The organism is Chelatococcus asaccharovorans, assembly GCF_003201475.1.
Taxonomy (GTDB): Bacteria; Pseudomonadota; Alphaproteobacteria; order Rhizobiales; family Beijerinckiaceae; genus Chelatococcus; species Chelatococcus asaccharovorans.
The window spans coordinates 275,799-295,046 of sequence record NZ_QJJK01000001.1 but is presented as its reverse complement, the minus strand read 5'-3'; the positions used below and the strand labels follow the sequence as shown (position 1 = coordinate 295,046).

18 protein-coding genes are annotated in these 19,248 nt (G+C 62.3%); 7 read left to right on the top strand and 11 right to left on the bottom strand.

Annotation, left to right across the window (positions count from 1 at the left end; genetic code table 11):
* Positions 1–125: 125 nt before the first annotated feature.
* Genes C7450_RS01415 through C7450_RS01395 form a run of 5 tightly spaced genes read right to left on the bottom strand, consistent with a single transcriptional unit; the run spans position 126 to position 5,986 of the window.
* Complete coding sequence (locus tag C7450_RS01415) at positions 126–950, bottom strand: sugar phosphate isomerase/epimerase family protein (RefSeq protein WP_110372601.1); 825 nt, start codon at positions 948–950, stop codon at positions 126–128.
* Positions 947–2,620, bottom strand: a complete 1,674-nt coding sequence (locus C7450_RS01410) for a dipeptide ABC transporter ATP-binding protein (RefSeq protein ID WP_110372600.1) — start codon at positions 2,618–2,620, stop codon at positions 947–949. Before C7450_RS01410 ends, C7450_RS01415 begins: the two co-directional genes overlap by 4 nt.
* Positions 2,617–3,453, bottom strand: a complete 837-nt coding sequence (locus tag C7450_RS01405; protein ID WP_110372599.1) for an ABC transporter permease — start codon at positions 3,451–3,453, stop codon at positions 2,617–2,619. Before C7450_RS01405 ends, C7450_RS01410 begins: the two co-directional genes overlap by 4 nt.
* Positions 3,453–4,406 carry an ABC transporter permease gene (locus tag C7450_RS01400; protein ID WP_146227234.1) on the bottom strand — a complete coding sequence of 318 codons (954 nt, stop codon included), beginning with the start codon at positions 4,404–4,406 and terminating at the stop codon, positions 3,453–3,455. The genes C7450_RS01405 and C7450_RS01400 overlap by 1 nt, the downstream gene beginning before the upstream one ends.
* A 29-nt stretch (positions 4,407–4,435) precedes the next feature.
* On the bottom strand, positions 4,436–5,986 hold the full coding sequence (locus C7450_RS01395; protein WP_146227233.1) for an ABC transporter substrate-binding protein: 1,551 nt from the start codon (positions 5,984–5,986) through the stop codon (positions 4,436–4,438).
* A gap of 180 nt (positions 5,987–6,166) precedes the next feature.
* On the opposite strand from C7450_RS01395, the gene C7450_RS01390 reads away from it, so the two are divergent.
* Positions 6,167–7,069: a LysR family transcriptional regulator gene (locus tag C7450_RS01390; protein WP_110372596.1), complete on the top strand. Its 903-nt coding sequence runs from the start codon at positions 6,167–6,169 to the stop codon at positions 7,067–7,069.
* A gap of 41 nt (positions 7,070–7,110) precedes the next feature.
* On the top strand, positions 7,111–7,689 hold the full coding sequence (locus C7450_RS01385; RefSeq protein WP_170147000.1) for a TetR/AcrR family transcriptional regulator: 579 nt from the start codon (positions 7,111–7,113) through the stop codon (positions 7,687–7,689).
* A 139-nt stretch (positions 7,690–7,828) separates the two neighbouring features.
* Here the strand turns inward: C7450_RS01385 and C7450_RS01380 are convergent, their stop codons facing one another.
* Both C7450_RS01380 and C7450_RS01375 read right to left on the bottom strand, forming a co-directional pair.
* A complete protein-coding gene (locus C7450_RS01380) occupies positions 7,829–9,391 on the bottom strand; it encodes an FAD-dependent monooxygenase (protein ID WP_110372594.1) in 1,563 nt (520 codons plus the stop codon).
* A 244-nt stretch (positions 9,392–9,635) separates the two neighbouring features.
* Positions 9,636–10,922 carry a porin gene (locus tag C7450_RS01375; RefSeq protein ID WP_110372593.1) on the bottom strand — a complete coding sequence of 429 codons (1,287 nt, stop codon included), beginning with the start codon at positions 10,920–10,922 and terminating at the stop codon, positions 9,636–9,638.
* A gap of 502 nt (positions 10,923–11,424) precedes the next feature.
* Between C7450_RS01375 and C7450_RS01370 the strand changes: the two genes are divergently transcribed.
* A complete protein-coding gene (locus tag C7450_RS01370; RefSeq protein WP_170146999.1) occupies positions 11,425–11,886 on the top strand; it encodes a MarR family winged helix-turn-helix transcriptional regulator in 462 nt (153 codons plus the stop codon).
* Between the two features lie 243 nt (positions 11,887–12,129).
* On the opposite strand, the gene C7450_RS01365 is transcribed toward C7450_RS01370, so the two are convergent.
* Entirely contained in the window at positions 12,130–12,912 is a 783-nt protein-coding gene (locus tag C7450_RS01365; protein ID WP_110372591.1) for a CoA-transferase subunit beta, read from the bottom strand.
* Positions 12,909–13,766, bottom strand: a complete 858-nt coding sequence (locus tag C7450_RS01360; protein ID WP_110372590.1) for a CoA transferase subunit A — start codon at positions 13,764–13,766, stop codon at positions 12,909–12,911. Before C7450_RS01360 ends, C7450_RS01365 begins: the two co-directional genes overlap by 4 nt.
* Positions 13,767–13,881: 115 nt before the next feature.
* Here C7450_RS01360 and C7450_RS01355 point away from each other — a divergent pair, with 115 nt between their 5' ends.
* Positions 13,882–14,655: an IclR family transcriptional regulator domain-containing protein gene (locus tag C7450_RS01355; protein WP_110372589.1), complete on the top strand. Its 774-nt coding sequence runs from the start codon at positions 13,882–13,884 to the stop codon at positions 14,653–14,655.
* A 75-nt stretch (positions 14,656–14,730) separates the two neighbouring features.
* Here C7450_RS01355 and C7450_RS01350 read toward each other — a convergent pair whose 3' ends face one another.
* On the bottom strand, positions 14,731–15,849 hold the full coding sequence (locus C7450_RS01350) for a mandelate racemase/muconate lactonizing enzyme family protein (protein WP_110372588.1): 1,119 nt from the start codon (positions 15,847–15,849) through the stop codon (positions 14,731–14,733).
* Between the two features lie 65 nt (positions 15,850–15,914).
* Entirely contained in the window at positions 15,915–16,688 is a 774-nt protein-coding gene (locus C7450_RS01345; protein ID WP_110373201.1) for an amino acid ABC transporter ATP-binding protein, read from the bottom strand.
* A 228-nt stretch (positions 16,689–16,916) separates the two neighbouring features.
* Here C7450_RS01345 and C7450_RS01340 point away from each other — a divergent pair, with 228 nt between their 5' ends.
* From C7450_RS01340 to C7450_RS01330, 3 genes are all read left to right on the top strand, one after another.
* Positions 16,917–17,600 carry a GntR family transcriptional regulator gene (locus tag C7450_RS01340; protein WP_110372587.1) on the top strand — a complete coding sequence of 228 codons (684 nt, stop codon included), beginning with the start codon at positions 16,917–16,919 and terminating at the stop codon, positions 17,598–17,600.
* A 295-nt stretch (positions 17,601–17,895) separates the two neighbouring features.
* Complete coding sequence (locus C7450_RS01335; RefSeq protein ID WP_110372586.1) at positions 17,896–18,567, top strand: amino acid ABC transporter permease; 672 nt, start codon at positions 17,896–17,898, stop codon at positions 18,565–18,567.
* A gap of 11 nt (positions 18,568–18,578) precedes the next feature.
* On the top strand, positions 18,579–19,247 hold the full coding sequence (locus C7450_RS01330; protein WP_110372585.1) for an amino acid ABC transporter permease: 669 nt from the start codon (positions 18,579–18,581) through the stop codon (positions 19,245–19,247).
* Position 19,248 lies beyond the last annotated feature (1 nt).

Sequence of the window (19,248 nt, the reverse complement as noted above, 5' to 3'; positions counted from 1 at the left end):
AAAGACGGACTTGCTCTGGCCTTCGCCGAAAATGCGGAGCGCAAGTCCGGCGCTTTGGATACGCACCGACACAACCGCGTCTTTCACCGCCCTTCGTTGACGTCGCGCTTCAGCGGAGCTTGCGATCAGAGCGCAAGACCGGCAGCGCGCAGATGGTCGACGCCTCGGCGCACGCCAGCCTGATCGCGCACTTCAATGATCAATCTTGGCGTCTGCGGCAGTCTGGCGATGGCAGCGAAGATCGCTCTCCAGTTCAATTCGCCGTCGCCCGGATGCCAGTGGCGGTCGGCATAACCATCTGCATCCTGAAGATGGATATGGTGTAGGTCCGCTCCGGCGATGCTGACATAGGCATCGACCGGCGGGGCGTCCGTTGTCTTGTGGGCGTAGAAAGCGTGCCCGGTATCCAGCGAGACTTTGACGGTGTCCTTCCCGTCGTTGAGTTCCCGCGCCAAATTCACGCGGGCTGCGGGATCGATGTCCTCGATATTTTCCAGAACGAGGCAGACGCCATATTCGGCCGCGCGCGCCACGACCGGCTTCATCAGGTTCGTCGTGCAGGCGATCTGCCGGAGCTTGTATTCGGGGAAGGCGGCATGGTTGGGATTGTCCCAGCTTGTCACCGGCGAATGGACGACCATCTGGTCCGCCTTGAGTTCGGCGCAGATGTCGAGGCATTTCAGCAGGCGGTCCTGCACGACCGGTACGATGCCTGGATCGGGGCAATCGATCTTGAAGCCGAAGAACGGCCCATGCAGCGTCAGCCGGCCTTCGAAACCGTCGAGCATAGCCTTGATCTCCGCGACCGGCTTCGTCGGGTTCAGAAGCTTCTCGACATAGATGAAGTCCTGCATTTCGAGGTCGCGCTTTTCGTCCTTGATCCAGTCGCAATGCGACTTCAGAAAAGGCTGTGTCAGTGCAACGCCGACCTTCGGCAATTCGTTCGTCATGGGATTAGCTCTTCACGTTGATGAGCGGGATGAGGGGCGGGCGCGGTGGTTTCAGCCAGAACGCCCGCTGCAAACAGCGCCTTCGCAGCCTCCGACTTCGGTTGCCGGAAAACGTCTGCCGTGCGGCCGGCATCGACGATGCGGCCCTGCTCGAGCACGATGACCTGCTGCGCCCGCTCCCAGACGGTGCCGAGATCATGGGTGATCATGACGATCGACACGCCGGTCTGGTGCTGGATGTCGGCGAGTGTCGACAGCACCTGCATCTGCACGGAGGCGTCGAGCGCGGAGGTGATTTCATCGCAGACGAGGAGATCGGGGCGGGCGACGAAGGCGCGGGCAATCGCCACGCGCTGCTGCTGACCGCCGGAAAGCTGGCGTGGAAACCGCGTCAGCAGCGCCTCGGGCAGGCCAAGGCGCGCGAAGAGATCGGCTGTCATGGCTTCCGCCTCCCGACGGCTGACGCCAAGGAAGAAGCGGGCAGGCCGGATCACGGCTTCCGCGCAGGTCTGGCGCGGATTGAGCGAGGAGAGCGGATCCTGAAACACGATCTGGATTCTCCGCCGCTGCTGGGCGTCGCGCCGGCTTGAAAGCTTGCCAATATCCCCACCCTGGAACGACAACGTTCCGCCGGAGGGCGCAAGCAGGCCGGCAACGATCATGCCGAGCGTCGTCTTGCCCGACCCCGACCCGCCGATGACGCCCAGCGTCTCGCCGGCGGCAAGCGAAAAATCGATTTCCGTGAGCGCCGGACGAGCCGCTACGGCTTTGACAAAGCCGCGCGGCGCGGGATAGCTGAAATGGAGGCCGCATGCTTCCAGAACAGACGGTTCCGTTGATGTCTTGCGGGCGCGCGGCGGCTCGCCTGTGGGCTGCGCCGCCTTGAGAAGCATCTTCGTATAGGGATGCGCCGGACACTCGAAGACCTGCGCCGTTGCGCCGGTTTCGACCAGAACGCCCTTTTCGAGCACCGCGACTTCGCTGCAAATGCGCGAAACGGCGCGCAGATCGTGGCTGATCATGACGAGCGCCATCTGGCGCTGCCGGCGGATGCGGTCGACGAGATCGAGCACCTGCGCTTCGATCGTCTTGTCGAGCGCGCTGGTCGGCTCGTCAAGAACGATCAGCGCCGGATTGCAGGCAAGCGCCGCCGCGATCACGACGCGCTGGCGCTGCCCGCCGGACAATTGATGCGGATAGCGCCGCGACAGAGCCGCCGGGTCCGGCAGCCCGACCTCGATGAAGAGGTCGAGCATGATCTTTTGAGCCTCGGCGGTGGTTTTCCCGGCCCTGTATTTCAACACTTCGAGGACCTGATCGCCGACCCGCATGTGATAGGTCAGCGACGTCAGCGGGTTCTGCATCGCCATGGCGATGCTGGTTCCGCGCATGGCCGCGATGCTACGCCGGTCCGCGCCGATCATGTCCGTGCCGAGCACGTCGAGGCTGCCACCGATAAAGCTCGAGCCCGGTCTCAGATGTCCGAGAAGTGCCCGCGCAAAAGTCGATTTTCCGGAACCACTTTCACCGACGATGCCGAGTGTCCCGCCGGGCTTTAGCGCCAGCGTCACATCCTTGAGCACCTCGGTCATCCGCCCTGCGGCATTGCGATAGGCGATCGTGAGATTGTTCGCGGCGAATACCGAGCGTGGAGGCGCGATCCGGCTCACGCGCCACCTCTCGCGGCTTCCAACCCGAAGACTTCAGAGAGGCCTTCGGTTGCGAAATTGATGCCAACCACGAGCGAGGAAATCATCAGCGCCGGCATCACAACGAGCCAGGGCTGATAGCGCAGCGACGACAGGCCCTCGCTGACCATCAGCCCCCAGTCGGGCGTCGGCGCGGAAATGCCGAGCCCGAGGAAGGAGAGCGCCGACACCAGAAGAAAGGCCGAAGAAGCGCGCAGCGCGAATTCGACGGCCAGAAGCTCGGCCGCATTCGGTAGAAGCTCGCGCAGAACGATGGACAACCCGCTTTCGCCACGCAGGATCGCCGCCTTGACATAGCCCGATTGCATGAGGTTCAGCCCCTGCGCCCGCGCCGTGCGGATGACGCCGGTCGAAAGGATGATGGCGGACACGGCCACCAGAACCGCCGTCGACTGCCCCAGCGCCGCCACGAAGAGCGAAACGGTGAGGATCGGCGGGACGGACAATTGTACTTCGGTAAAGCGCGATACGACGTCATCGAACCAGCCACCGACACGGGCGGCGGCCAGGCCCAGAAGCCCGCCGCCCAACGTAGCGATACCGCCGGCAAGAAGCGCGACCGAAATTGCGGTACGCCCGCCATAGAGCAGGCGCGTGAGGAAATCGCGACCGAGTTCGTCGGTTCCCAGCAGCGCCTCCGGTCCCGGCGGCTGGAGCGGCATGTCGAGAATGGAAAGAGGGTTCACGCTCAGGACGACCGGCGCCAGGACGGCCATCGCGACATGCGCTAGGACCAGAACAACGCCGAAAACGGCCAGCGGGCGGGAACTGAGACGGATCAAGCTGGCCAGCATCAGCGTCGCCTCGGATCGAGCAGATAAAGCGCGAGATCGGCGGCGAGATTGGTTGCCACTACCGCCAGCGCCGAAAGGATGGCAATCGCCTGGATGATCGGGATCTCGCGCGTGGAGACCCCCCGCACCATCTGCTGGCCGATGCCCGGATAGGCAAAGACGAGTTCGACCACGACAATGCCGGACACGAGCGCGGCCGCATAAAGCGCCGAGGCCGTCAGCGCCGGCCCGACGGCCGCCGGCAGCGCATGGCGCAGCACGATGCGATATTCGGGAATGCCCGTGAGCCGTAGCCGCTCGACGAAATCGGACGACAGCGCCTCGATCATGCCGGCGCGGAGCACGCGGGCGAGATAGGCGACCGAACCGATGACGACGGTCGCGACCGGAAGGGGGGCGGCCGCCAGAAGTTTCAGCGCCGGATCGTTGGTATTAGCCGTAACGGTCGCCGGAAAGAGCGGCCAGGTGACGGCGAAGAGCAGGACCAGAACCGTGCCGATGACGAATTCCGGCACCGAATAGCCGAAGATCACGGCGACCGAGATCAGGTGATCCGGCCATCTATTATGAAACAGCGCCGCCACGCAGCCAACGAAAAGCGCCAGCGGAATGGCGACCATCAGGGTGGCTGCCGCCAGAAGCAGCGAATTGCGGAAGGGCATCCAGACGATATCGGCAACAGGCGCGCGGGTGATCAGCGTCCTGCCGAAATCGAGCCTTGCGACATGGAGGACGAACCCGGCGAAGCGTTCGATGGCCGGCCGGTCGAGGCCGAGTTCGTGTTTCTTCTGCGCCAGCGCGTCTGGCGGCATGGCGGCCATTTCATCGGCCGTCATCGTCAGATCAAGCGCATCGCCGGGCAAAATTTCGGTGGCGATGAAGATATAGCCCATCAACAGAAAGAGCGTCAGTGCGGCGACCGCGAGGCGGCGGAGAAGCTTGATTGCGAACATGGACCCCTCCGCCGCGAACGCTCTGCCGCTCAGGCCTTCCAAGTCTTTTCGAACCGGATCGACCAGACTTGCGGATGATAGGGCATGGCCTTGACGTTCTTGCGATGGACGAGAAAGTTGTCGCCCCCGGCCGGCAGCAGGGCCGGAACCTCGTCGAAGAGGATGTCCTGCATCTGCGCATAGATCGCCTTGCGCGTTGCCGCAACCGGCTCGACCATGGCCTGGCCATAGAGCGCCATGTAGCGGTCATGCCCGGGGCCACGCCAGTAGCCGGATTCCACATAGGCGTTGCGCATGCGAAAGAGGCTGATGCCGGGGTTGCGCGAGCCGACGGCAGTCATCGCGAACTTGTGGTAATTGCCCTTGGAAAGGTCGGCGTCGCCGGTGCGGAACTGGATGTAGCCGTCATTGGGACGCTCTTCGAGCTTCACCTTGATGCCGGCTTCGGCCAACGACTGCTGAAGCACCTGGAAATAGCGGCCGGCTTCGGGCAGCTGCGGCGACCAGTAGAGCGTGCCGAGATCGACGCCACTGGCAAAGCCGGCTTCTGCCAGAAGCGCCTTGGCCCTGGCGACATCGCGCCCGCCCGGACGCGGCACGAAGGACGGGTCCGTCACCACGAGATGGCTGTCATTGCCCTTCCAGCCGAACTTGCCGCCATAGGCGACGCGCACGATGGCGTCGCGGTCGACCGCAAAGGCCATGGCCTGGCGGACGCGCTTGTCGTCCATCGGCGTACCCGGCACCTTCGGCAATTGCAGGACGAAACTGTAGCCCCCCTTGGCGGCCTCGATTTGCAGATCGGGGTCCTTGGAAAGATCGAGCGCGGCGCGCGCGTCAATGCTCAGAACGGCGTCGAACTGGCCGGAACGCAGGCCGTTCAGCGCGGCTTCCTGCTGGCCTTCTCGGTTGTAGATTTCGATGCGGTCGAGATAGGCCGGGCCGGCAAAGTATTTCTCGAACTTCTCCATGAAAAGCGAGCGGTTGGGGTCGCTCTCAACAATGCGGAACGGGCCGGAGCCGATACCGTCCATGCCGATGGTCGCCAACGGCGCAGCCGGCATGATGACGCTGTTATATTCGGCAAGAACGTAAGGAAATTCGGAATTGCCGCTGTCGAGATAGAAGCGGGCCACATATTTCGAGACAGCCTCGATGCGCTTGATCTGACGCGCGAAGGGCGCGTTCTGGCGGTGATAGTCGAAGGAGGCGACGACATCTTCCGAGGTCATTTCCTTGCCGTTGTGGAAAAGAATGCCTTCCTTCAGCTCAGCTTCCCAGACCGCAAGCGACTTGTCCGTCGGCTCGACGCGCTTTGCCGCCTCCAGTTCCCAGCCGAGCTGCGGGTTGACCCAGGTCAGGCAGTTCCATTGCAGGCGGACGTTGGAATCCACCACAAAATAGGGATGGCGCGAATTGGTGGCATCGGCAGACCGGCGATTGGCCGAGAGCTGCGCATAGGCAAGCTTGCCGCCGCTCTTGGGCGTTTCCGACTGGCCGAGAACCAGAGTGGGGGCAAGCGGAAGGGCTGAGGTTGCCAGCATGCCTTTCAGGGCAGTTCGGCGTGTGATGAACGACACTGGGCAGTTCCTTTTTGGCTAAACGACGTGAACGCTATGCGGCTGGGCGGCGCCGGCGATGGAAATTTTCTGTCACCTGCGGCTCCAAACGACGCTCGTTGTGGCTTGCCCTATAAATAAATTTAATTTATAGGTTCCCCTCTAACTTAGTTTTTTCTAATAATTGTGTGTGAAAATCGTATGACGGATGAGCGTGGAATCCGCACGGCCGGACGCAAAGAGGGCGGCATCACCTTCGGCGGCATCGCCACCTTCATGAAGGTCGCCGAAACCTTGAGCTTTTCACAAGCGGCCAAGGCGCTTGGTGTGAGCCAACCCAGCGTCTCCGTGCAGATCGCGACGCTGGAAACGGCCTGCGGTCTGCCGCTCTTCAATCGCCGCCCGAGGCTGGAACTGACGGATTACGGGCGGGAGTTCTTTCACCGGGCGCGCGCGGTCATCAGCCGCATGAGCGAGCTCGACGACGTCATGCGCGACTTGCGCGAGCTACGCCGGGGAAAGCTCACCATCGGATTTTCGACACCGCATTACGCCATGCCGCTGGTCGCCAAATTCATGGCGACGCATCCTTCGGTGGATATCGCGACCCGGCTCGGCAATACGACCCAGCTCATTGAGCTCATTGCCGATTGCAAGGTCGACCTCGGCATTATGTCGCTCCCGGCCCCCAATCCCGGGCTCTTCTGCCAGATGTTTGCGGCCCCGCGCCTCATGATCGGGGTTCATGTCGACAATCCTCTGGTCGGGCGTCGGGAACTGTCGCCCGATGACATTCGCCATCAACCTCTGATCCTGCGCGAAACCGGTTCGGTCACACGGCAAGTCTTCGAAGCAACATGCCGCGAAGCTGGCTTCGACCCGAGGCCGTTCATCGTGGCCGGCAGCAACGAGGCCGTCTGCGAAGCCATTGCGGCAGGGATCGGCGTGGGGCCGATTTTCGACGGGACGTTGCGGGAACACCAGACTGTCAGACTCTTGCCTTTCGGGACTATTCCCGAGACCTGCGGCGTCTATGTCGTGATGGCAAAAGAGGCCAGACAACTCCCCGCAGTCGATGCCTTCATGCAGATTGTTCAGACATGATAGAGACCGGCCCAGATCGTACGACGCGTCGCAGTTATCGGATGAAGGACCGCGCCAAGGCCCAGGCCGAAACGCGCGATCGCATCGTGAGCGCGACGATGTTGATGCATGACGAGAAGGGGGTGGCGGCAACGTCCTTCGTCGACATTGCCAAACGCGCCGGTATCGGCGCGGCGACGGTCTATCGCCATTTTCCGACCTTGGGATCATTGGTCGCGGCCTGCGGCGCGCATGTCTGGAAAGAGATGGATCCGCCGGTGCCCGAACGGGCCTCGGAAACGTTCAAGGACATCGTCGGGATGGACGATCGTCTGCACCGCCTCGTCGACGAGGTTGACCGCTTCTACCGACGTGGAGCGCTTCGGCTCACCGCCGCCTATGCCGACCGACATCTCATCCCCGAACTGGACGGCTTTCTGCGTGCCGTGGAGGCGGGCGTTGCCGCGCTTGTCCGCGAAGCCGTCAAGGATCAACCGCTGCCGGACGCCGTGCTTCAGCTTGTGATCGCGCTGATGGATTTTCCGGTGTGGACCGCGATGCAGCGGGTAGCGGGCAACGACCTGGAGCGGCGCCGGCTTGTCGCCGGGCTGCTCGGCTGCGCCATCCACTCGGCGCGGTGACAATTTACGCTTGTCGTCAACCGTGGTTCCGGCACGGTGCGCTGCCCGTCTCGCCCTTGCCGCATAGCGGGCAGCCAGCAGAGCTGCGCAAGTCGGCGCACTGCAGACGTGCAGGCGAGATCTCGCGCCTGCTCCAACCTTAAACCTGTGCAACCGCGGCTGGCGCCTCTGCGGCCTTCTCCGCCGGCAGCGGCATCAGATACGACGCCAGATGGATATCGAGTGCGTCGACGGCAGCGTCGTCCAGCGCAGGGGCGCGAAAACCGATGAAGCCGTCGGGCCGGACGAGGACGGCGCCGCGGTCGGACACGCCAGCCGCTGAGGGCTCCAAGCCAAGGCTCCGCCCTTCGACGGCCGCGACGGCGTGCTGCCAGCGGGCGTCGAACGCCTGACGGCCCGGCGTGTTGTCGAAAATGATGAGGTGGTGGCTCGTTCCGGCGAGTCGATGCCAGGCCGGAAGGCGGCCGCCAACGGCATCATCCGCCGATTGCGCTGCGATCAATGGACTTCCCGTGTATGAGACGTCGAGCATCGACCGTCGACGCAAGCCGAGGAGGACCTCGGCCGGGTCACCGGGGGGCAGGGATGGCGCGCTATCGGCGCCGCATTGCATGACGAGGCCCATGATGAAACTGTGGACTTCATCGGACACGTCAAGCACGTGCTGGTCGGCCATCCCTCGCTCGACGGCATAGCTGTCGAGGATGGCCGGCTTGGCCGCCCCGTGGGCCACCAACGCCAGCTTCCACGCAAGATCGGCCGCGTCCATGAAGGCCGCGTTGATGCCCTCGCCGCCGAGCGGGCTCGACATATGTGCGGCGTCGCCGAGCAGGAAGCGCCGTCCGTCGCCCAGGCTGGGCACGGCGCGCTTGTGCATCTTGAAGTAGGACACCCAGCGCAGGTCGTGCAGCCCGACGTCCGCGCCGGCGCGCGTATTGAGGAGGGTGCTGAGCTCCGCCTCGGTTGGCAGCGCGTCGCGCACATCGTCGTCGTTGCGATTGACAAAAATCAGCCAACGATGGTCCGGGAGCGGCGACACCAGAACAAAGCCGTCAGGTCCGACAAGGACGCGGCCATAGGCCGGCGGCGTGGATAGCCTGAGCGCCACATCCGCTACGATATAGCGTCCGTCGTAGGTCGAGCCGACGAGATGCTGGCCCATCATGTGTCGCGTCACGCTGTGCCCGCCGCCGGCGCCCAGCACATAGGCGGCATCCAGGGTTTCCGTGCGTCCGTCTGTCTCGAGCGTCACCTCGACGCCTGTAGGGCCCTCATCGATCGATGTGACGTCGATTCCGTACTCGACGTGGAGCCCTTGGTCCGCCAGATGCTCACGCAGGATGGTCTCCGTGCGCCACTGGGGCAGGCTGCACTGGAACTCGTATTTGCAGCCTATGCCTGCGAGATCTGCGCGCGCCAGTTCGCGCAGGCCCGGCCCAAGGATCTGGATGTGCTCGATACGCGTGCCAGCCTGGAGAAAAGGGTCGATCAGGCCACCGCGATCCAGGATTTCCAGGACGGCGGGCTGGATGACCGTGCCGCGTGTTTCATGGTGCGGCGCGAGCCTCTTCTCGACGATACGCGGCCTGACGCCATGGCGCATGAGCTCCGAGGCGGCGAACAAGCCCGCCGGACCGCCCCCGACAATCAGAACGGGGGCTGCGCTGGCAGGATTGTCCTGCTCACCGGAACGTGGCGTCATGGTCTTACCCCCCGTAACACATGGAATCGTCAACCGTTCGAGAGTGCGCCCGCCTGTATAGGGGAATCCAGAGCCTTCTGCGAGCGGTTCAAGCTTATCTCCGGGCGGCGACAACTCTTTCGACGGCCGCGACGAAATCCTGGGACCCGCGCCGGGGCCTGAAAAGGAAAGGCCGGCGCCCCTTGGGACGCCGGCCTCACACCATCCTGCCAGCCGACGGTCGTCGACCGGTGGGTCCAGGAGATCAGAAGTCGCGCTGGAAGCGGACGCGGCCCTGCCACTGATCTTCGGAGCCCTTCTGGTAGACCTCGTCGTTCCAGCGGCGGCTGGGGTCGAACTTCGCGTAGAGCACCTCGACACCGATATCCATGGCCTTGACCGGCGACCAGATCAGAGCCGAACCGGCCTGGTAGATCTTGTAATCCCGGAAGACCGTGTTGTTGGTGACCGTGCTGCCGTAGTCGATCTGCCAGAAGCTGCCGAACAGCGTGGAGCGCAGGCTGGGCGTCCAGTAGTGAATGAGGTTGCCGAGAACGTTCCAGCCCTTCGTCTTCTCGATCTGGCCATTGACGAGAACTGCGTCAGCGGTGGGGATATAGGCGGACGTGTAGGTACCCAACGTCGGCCCGGTGATGCCGAGATAGTTGAGACCGCCATCCGCGTAAGCCGCCTGCAGCCACAGGGCGTCGCCCGCGGCAAGCGCGGGCAGGTTGATCTTCACGCCGGCCTGGATGGCATAGCCCCATTCGGTGTCGACGCGGCTCGAATTGTTATAGCCATAGAGTGCACCGGAGTTGAGCTGGCGTAGCGCACCCGACAACTGGGCCGAACCCCACCCCTGATCGACGCGGAGTGCGGCTACGACGTCGGGCATGCGTTCGCCGGCGACGTCGTAATAGTTGCCGCCGACGTTGCGCTGGTTGCGGTCTTCGATGGCGATCGTCGCCGAGAAGCCCTGCCCAAAGGTTGCGGTATAGGCGAGCAGCTGGGTGTTGCCGTTGTCCGAGCCCATCGACGTGCCCGGCGCCGAGGCGAAGTTCGCGGCCGAGGCGTAGAAGTCGAAGAAGGACTGGGCCACACCGGCCGTGATGCCGGCGAACTGGATGAAGGCCTTGTCGAGGTTGGAATTCGTGGTGCTGCCCTGCGGGCCGTCGTAGCTCGCACGGAATGCGCCCGAATCACGCGTCAATTGAAAGCGGAAATACGCGCGGACCACGCCCCATTCGGAAGACGTGCGGGCGTCGACATCGAGCTGGCCGCGACCACGGAAGCCGGTGGCGTCACGATAGCGGCCTTCGCCAGCCCCGTTGTTGAGCGGCTGCTGGTACATGAATTCGGCGCGGACGCGGCCGGCCAGCTTGATGCAGGTGTCGCTGCCGGGAATATAGAAGAACCCGGCGCCATGCACGGAGCACACGCGCACATAGTCGACCGGCGCGGCCTTGGTCATGGGAAGATCGGCGGCTTGTGCTCCGGCAACGGCGGCAAAGCCGGCAGCGCTGCCGAGCAAAAGGCTCTTGATCAGCTTCATCGTAAATCTCCGGTGTCTCAATGTGCTGCAGAGCGTTCGCGTCATGCAGTTCGTCTTAGGTTCACCAGAAAGCGACGATAAGCAATTCCAATGAGGCAGCTTAGTGGCAATAAAAGGCATTAGAAATGCAGGTGTGATTGCTTGGGCACAATTACTTAGCATAATCAATGATGTATCTTATCGATAGAGCGAACATCGTTATGGGCTTGACTTAAGGAGGTGAATCCGACGAATTGGCACGTGATATTTGGAATGACCTCCAAATATTGACCCAACTCAATAGGCGGCGCTTGCGCCGCCTTCTTTTTTACTTGGCGGTTTCGCATTTTTTTAGCCTGGTCCGCTGTCCGGTGTGCGCTAGCGCACTTACAGTCGGCGCTTGTGCACGATTAAACCATCCAGCGCATCAGATTGCCCGATCGCGCGAATTCTCAGCCGTGGGATTCGCTTCGGGTGATCGCTTCTATCCAGGTGATGGGCTGGGCTGGCAGAGGATCGTATGGTGAGCGTCCGGAAAGAAGAGGCTTCACCGAGACAGGATGCTGTCCTTGGGAATGAAGTTCTTTCAGAGCTCTTGAAGGTCAGACAGAGACTCATCAACTCCTTCAAGGAGGAACTGCGTCATCAGGGGGTTACTCTGGCGCGCGCACGCGCTTTGCTCGCCCTGTCCAGGGAAGGGGAGCTGACGCAGACATCGGTCGCTGCCTATCTCGAGATTGAAGGCCCAAGTGCTGTGCGCCTGATCGATGAGCTGGAGAAGTCCGGCCTCGTGCTCCGGCAGCAGGATGTGAATGACCGCAGGATCAAGAAGCTCCTCTTGACCGATAAGGGACGGGACATGTCACAGCGGCTTCTGGACAAGTGGCAAGAGATTTGTGACAAGACAGTCTTCAACATAGAAATTGATGATCAGAGAAGCTTGCTGACCAATATGAAAGCCATGCTTGTTAATTTAAGAAGGTAAACATAAGTCGCCCGTGGGGAATTTTTAAGAAGAATTGGATGCCGGCTGCCCCCTTATCAAGCAAGCCCGGCATCGGCCGGAACATGCATTCCTGTCGAACCGCGACGGTCCGCCTCCATGGAGCCGGAAACGGGCATGGGATCAGTCGCCGTGGCAGGTCAATTGCCCGGCAGCCCGGCAATATTCGATCGCCCTCGTTCACGCAATCTCGCGCGGAAACCGTCGTGACGGTCGCGCAAGTGCTCAGGCCGTGGTGGCCTGGCCCTTGTGCGCGGCATCCGTGCGCGCCTTCAGATCGCGCAATGTTCTCAGTTCGAGCTCCGTGGGGGGCGGCGTCACGGCGACGTCGTCGGCGAATTTGACCGGCCAGCCACATGTGTCCTGGACCTGTTCACGTGTCACGCCGGGATGTAGCGACACGACCGTGAATTCCTTGGTGACCGGGTCAGGCTTCCAGATGGCGAGATCGGTGATCAGCAAGGTCGGCCCCTGCGTGTCGATGCCCAGGCGCTGGCGATGGTCGCCACCCTCGCCGTGGCCGAATGAGGTGTAGAAGGCGATTGTCTCGACCATGCCGCGCCGTGACTGCGCCATGGTGATATAGACTTGCTGCGACGAGGTCGCGATTTCCGGGGCGCCTCCGCCGCCTGGCAACCGCGTCTTCGGATGATGATAATCCCCGATCACGGTCGTATTGATATTGCCGAACTTGTCGATCTGCGCGGCACCCAGGAAGCCGATGGAGATGCGGCCACCCTGCAGCCAGTAGCGGAACATCTCCGGCACGGACACCGTCGTCGTGGCCGTTTCGCACAATTCGCCGTCGCCGATGGACAAGGGCAGCACATCGGGCGCGGTACCGATCGTGCCGCTCTCATAGATCAAGGTGATGTCGGGCGCATGGGTAAGGCGGGCGACATTGCAGGCCGCGGAGGGCGCGCCGATGCCGACGAAGCAGACGTCATCGTTCTTCAAGGCGCGCGAGGCAGCAATCGTCATCATCTCGTTGGGGGTGAACGCGCTCATGCTGCTTTCCTCAGATTCGCAACTCTGCCTGCGAAGTCCTCGACACCGGCCTCGATGACATTCTTCTGCATCCATTCACGGAACCGGTCGCGGTCGGCGGCGATCGCGTCCCATTCGAGATAGGCGGCATTGTCGCGCGCGTAGTAGCCCTGCGTGTAGGACGGGTGCGAGCCGCCCGGCACCACGGCGATCGCCGTCACGGTCCAGGCCGGCAACACTGTCAGGTTGGGGTGGAGGTCGTCGAAATCGTCGACCACCTCCTCGACGGTGACGACCGCTCGCTTGGCGGCCAGAACCGCTTCCTTCTGGATGCCGATGATGCCCTCCACCAGGACATCGCCCCGCTTGTTCGCCTTCTGGGCGTGGATGAAGCTGACATCCGGGCGCAGCGCCGGCACGGCGGCGAGAACCTCGCCTGTGAAGGGACAGGTGACATGCCTGATATTGGGATTGACCTCGGCGAGGCCGGCACCGCGATAGCCGCGGAAGATCGCACAGGGCAGGCCGGCCGCGCCCGCCTCATAGGCATTGGCCATTGCGGCGTGGCTGTGCTCCTCAATCGCAATCGGATGTGGAAAGCCATTCTCGATCGCATCCCGCATGCGTCTGAGCAGCCCGACCCCGGGGTTGCCCGCATAGGAAAAGATCACCTTCTTGGCCATGCCCATGCCGATCATCTGGTCGTAGACCAGGTCGGGGGTCATGCGGATAAGGGTCAGGTCCCTAAAGTTCTGCCGAATAGCCTCATGCGCCGCCGCGGTCGGGATGAGATGGGTGAAGCCCTCGAAAGCGGCGATATCGCCATCATTGAGGTTTTCGGCAACCGCTTGCGCCAGTGGCAGGAACTTCGCCATGGGCGATCCCTCTCCAATAAAGTTCGCATTGCGAACATATGTTTTCTATGTGATACATTATGGGGAGTTTGATGGCGAGTCAACGTTGTGCCAGCGATGCCGGGGGACTGATGAAATGACCGGAGAGAAGCCCTCTCGTGACTTCGTGGGCTCACTCGGACGAGGCTTGGTTGTGCTTGAGATCCTGGCCGCCCATCCCTCCGGCATGACGCTGGCCGAGATGGCTGCGAAGGCGGGTCTGACGCGCGCCGGCGCGCGCCGCTTCCTGCTCACTTTGGTGGAGGCCGGTTACGCGACCCAGTCGGGGCGGCTTTTCTCGCTTTCGCCCAAATTGTTGTCCGTGACCCGGACCTGGCTGGGCGGGACGGGTCTGTGGTCCTACGCGGAGCCCATCTTGCGATGGGTCACCGAGGAACTCGGCGAGTCCTGTTCGGCGTCGGCCCTCTCGGGGGACGATGTCGTTTATGTCGCCCGTGTGCCTGGCCCGTATATCGTGATGACCGACCTTCATATCGGAGCCCGACTGCCGGCTTACTGCACGTCGATGGGCCGCGTTCTGCTATCCGGGCTCCCGCCCCAACAGCTTGAGGCTTTTCTCGCGCGCGCAAGGCTTGCAAAGCGGACGCCGAATACGATCACGGATCGAGGCCAGCTTGCAGGGCTCATCGGCAAGGTGGCGGCGCGTGGCTACGCCATCGTCGACGAGGAACTGGAGCTCGGTCTGCGATCGATCGCCGTGCCCATCCATGATCGATCGGGCGCCATCGTCGCGGCGATCAATGTCTCAACGCAGAGGGACCGCTTCTCCGTCGAGGACATGGAGAAGACCTTTCTTCCGGTGCTTCTCGGGGCGAAGCACCGTGTCGAGGATTTTTTCGTTCTGCAATGAAGCCAATGTCGCCGCAAGCCGGTGGCGATGCGCGTCAATTGTCGAGCGGCGCAGGTCCGCAACGCAGGGATTGGCCTACGCGATGGGCTGGCTGAACCCCGCAAGGCTCTTGGCCAAGGGCGTCGTGCCGGCGCCCGGATGCTCCGGCCTGACGTAGAATCCATCCTTGACCGCGATCGGCTCCGCGAAGTGATCCTTGATCCAGGGGATATACTCCAGGATGCTGGCCGCGGGATGCCAGAACGACAGATGCACATGCACCTGGCTCATATCCCCGGCATGCGGTGCGATCGGCAGACGATACGCATGGGCGAGATCGGCGACCTGAATGTATTCGGTAATGCCGCCGAGCCGCGTGACATCCGGCTGCACATAATGCACGGCCCCGGCCTCGATAAAGGCCCGGAAGGCATCGAGCGTGTAGAGCTGTTCGCCGAGCGCGACCGGGATGTTCGTGGCGCGGGCGAGGGACGCGTGCGAGCTGACGTCGTCGTACCACATCGGCTCCTCGAACCAGAAGATGTCGAGATCCTTGGCGGCATGGCAGAATCTGAGACACGTCGGCAGGTCCCACTTGCCGTTGCCGTCGATGGCGATGCGGATCTCCGGCCCGACGGCGCGGCGCACGGCTGTCAGCCGCGCAATGTCGGTCATCGGGTTGTCGTGGCCCACCTTGATCTTGATGCGGCGGAACCCATCCACCTCAATGGCGCGTTTTGTGGATTCGAGCATCCGATCGAGCGAGAACGACAACCAGCCGATATCGGTGTTGTAGGCCTCGACGCCGGCGTTATGGGAGCCGCCGAGATAGCGCCACAGCGGCAGTTGAGCCTGCTTCGCCCTGAGATCCCATAGCGCGATATCGATGGCCGCGAGCGCGAGATGCGTGATGCCGGCGCGTCCGACCCACTGCAAGGCGGGATGGCGCGCAAGCTTGGTCCACAGCCGCGCGTTCTCCGTTGCATCCTCGCCGATCAGCAAGGGCGCATAGCAGTCACGGATACAGGCGGTGATCAGCCGGTCGGAGGGCAGATGCGCGTGGGTACCGGTGAAGCCGAACCCCTCGAGTCCGGTGTCCGTGGTAATTTTCGCGCCGACGACGCCCCAATGCGTGATGTTATGGGTGGAGTCCGAGATGGAGCTCGCGGTCAGCGGCAGATGGAGGATGAAGGGCTCTACAGCAACGATCTTCATGGAATGTGTCCCGGTCGGGGGAAGAGGGGGTGGCGGCGCGGCTGTGGGTCGTGGACGGCCGGCTTTCAGTGCAGAAGTCGCGCCAGGAAGGCGCGGGTGCGCTCATGGCGGGGCGCGCCGAAGAAGGTGGCGGGCGGTGCCTCCTCGACGATGCAGCCGCGATCCATGAAGATCACCCGGTCTGCCACCTGTCGCGCGAAGCCCATTTCATGGGTCACGACCAGCATCGTCATGCCCTCTTCAGCGAGCGCGACCATGGTATCGAGCACCTCCTTGACCATCTCCGGGTCAAGCGCCGAGGTGGGCTCGTCGAACAGCATGATCTTCGGTTGCATGCAGAGCGCCCGCGCGATCGCGACGCGCTGCTGCTGCCCGCCGGACAACTGCGCTGGATATTTTTCCGCCTGATCCTCGATGCGGACCTTGCGCAGAAAGGCGAGGGCGATGTCCCGCGCCGCCGGCCGCGCCTGTCCGCGGACCTGGACGGGGGCCAGCATGCAGTTCTCAAGCACCGTGAGGTGCGGGAACAGGTTGAAATGCTGAAACACCATGCCGACCTCGCGGCGCAGCGCGATCAAGGCGCGGCGTTCCCCGCTGAGGACGGTGCCGTCAATGGTGATCGATCCGCTCTTCACCTGCTCGAGGCCGTTGATGCAGCGGATAAGCGTCGACTTCCCCGATCCCGATGGACCGCAGACGACGATGCGCTCGCCGCGTCGCACATCGAGATTCACGTGGTCCAGCGCCTGGAAGGCGCCGAAGTATTTTGTGACGTCCCGAAGGGTCACGAAAGGCGCAGCGCTGGACGCGGCAGGCGCGGTTGCCGCCAGGCTTGTCATTGTCATGCGGTCTCCCCAGGGCGTCTTATGTCTTGGCGTTCCATGTCCTGAGGCCGGCAGATCCCCGCGTCGGTCTTCGCCGGATGGCTGCGGGCATGGGCGCGCCTCGGCCGAGGCGGTCGCCGCCTCAGGAGACTCAATCCTAGCCGAACAATCTTCCATATAAAATAGAAAATTTTTTATCTAGCGTCTTGCCAAGCGCGTCGTGACATGTGAAATGGTGCCGCTATGGCAAGCTTCGTCCGCGCTACCTTGGCTGATCAGGCCTACCGCGAACTGCGGTCCCGCATCCTCAACGGCCAGTTGGCCGGTGGGCGGCGGCTGTTGCCGGAAGAGCTGGCGATCGAGCTGTCGATCAGTCCCACGCCGATCAAGGAAGCGCTGCTGCGGCTGGAGGCCGACGGCCTCGTCGTTTCACCGCTGCGCAAGGGCGCGGTGGTCAGGCGTTTCACCAGCGCCGAGGTCGATGAGATCTATGAAGCGCGGATCATGATCGAAATGAACGCCGTGCGTAAATTGTTCGACCGGGGACAGATGACGCCGGAATTCGTGGCATCACTCGAGCACACACTCGAGCGGCACGCCCATTTCGCACGTCTGGATACGCCCGATGATCTTGCAACCGCGCTCGTCTTCGATCGGGAGTTTCACCAGAAAATTATTCTAGCGGCGGGAAATTCACTTGTCGCAGAATGGCATATGCGTCTTCTTGAGCAGACGCATACAACTTTCATCTATAATGCGTGGGATCATATTCGTTCGGTAGGCGAGCATCGCAGGGTCATTGACGCGATCGGGGAGGGTTCGCTGGAGAAGACGTGCGAAACGCTTGAGTATCACCTCCAATGTAGCCGCAAAGATGCCTTGGCCAGCGTCGCGGCTGCATTGGAGAGCGACGGCGACGGTTCCTGACGGATGTTTTGCCGCTTTCGATGGCGGCATTTTCCAGGTATGGTTTTCTATATCCCGCGCGTCCTGGGGTATTGGAAAAGGTTATGCGTTGCGTTACTCGAAAAATGCCCGTGTTTCGTGAGCTGGTATCCAGAATAGGGCCGCCTTCCTGCAACGGATCGGCTCACTGATATTTGACGGTAGTTTCGTGTAGTCCTGAACTGCATCGGCCCGGAGAAGAAGACCGTTTGAGGTCTCCGCTGAGCCGGCCGTGAGAAACGTGCAGCCATACGGCGCCCGAGCCCGGGGAGGATGGATGTTCTATTTCGAGTTTTCGGGCACGCTTGCCCGATGGCCAGAATTCGTGCACGCGGGCGTATTCACGGTCCTGCTGTCGGCCACGGCCATGCTGCTTGGCCTCATCATCGGGATCGCCGGTGCGTTCGCGCGGCTGTCGTCCGTAAGGCCGGCGCGCGTCATTGCCGGGTCTTATGTCGAAATTATCCGGAATACGCCGTTTCTTGTACAGATATACATCATATACTTCGGGTTGCCGGCGATAGGTGTGCGGCTGGACGCTCTCACCGCAGGTATCCTGTCGCTGTCACTCTACGCCGGAGCTTACATAACGGAGATCGCGCGCGCCGGCATCGAAACGATCGACAAGGGGCAGGTCGAGGCCGCGCGCGCCTTGGGTCTCTCGCCGTATCTCACGTTCCGCCACGTCATCCTCAAGCCGGCCATGGCGGCCGTCTATCCGGCGCTGACGAGCCAGTTCATCCTGATCATGCTGGCGACGAGTGTCGTTTCCGTCATTTCCATTCCGGAGCTGACGGGCGTGGCCAACGATATCCAGGGCCTGACGTTTCGTAGTCTTGAGGCCTTCCTGGTCGTCGCCGCAATTTATCTAGGGCTCACCGCTGCCTTCAAAGGTCTGTTCACAGTCTTCGATCGCACGATATTCTCCTTTAAATATGTCGGGCGTTGAGGAGAAGCGGCATGTTCCAGACCTTTTCCTTCAATCACGTCCTTTTCCTCGCGCAAGCCGGATTGTGGACCCTGCTTCTGTCCTGCATGGCGCTGTTTGGCGGCGCCATCTTCGGCGCTCTGATCATGCTGGCGCGCATCTCGCTTTACGCGCCCCTGCGCTTCATCGCCAAGGCGTATATCTACGTGATCCAGGGGACGCCCCTTCTGGTTCTTCTCTTTATTGCTTACTTCGGGCTCGCCTTCGCGGGTTATGACGTGCCGGCGCTGGTTGCGGCCGGCTTTGCCTTCACGCTCTATGCCGCGGCCTTTCTCGGCGAGATCTGGCGCGGTTCGATCGAGGCGATCGGCAAGGGGCAGTGGGAAGGTGCGGCCGCCATCGGGCTCAACTGGCCGAAAACGATGCGTTTCGTCATCGTGCCGCAAGCCGTGCGCGTGGCTATCCCGCCAACCGTGGGCTTTTTCGTCCAACTTGTGAAGAATACGGCACTGGCTTCGATCATCGGCTTCGTAGAACTCACGCGCGCCGGTCAGATCGTCGCCAATGCCACCTATCAGCCGCTGAGCGTCTACATGACCGTTGCAGCGATGTATTTCGTCATATGTTCCTGCCTGTCATTCGTGAGCCGACGGCTGGACGAGAAGTTTCAAAACAATGGCGTTCATCAGCCGATAACCTAGG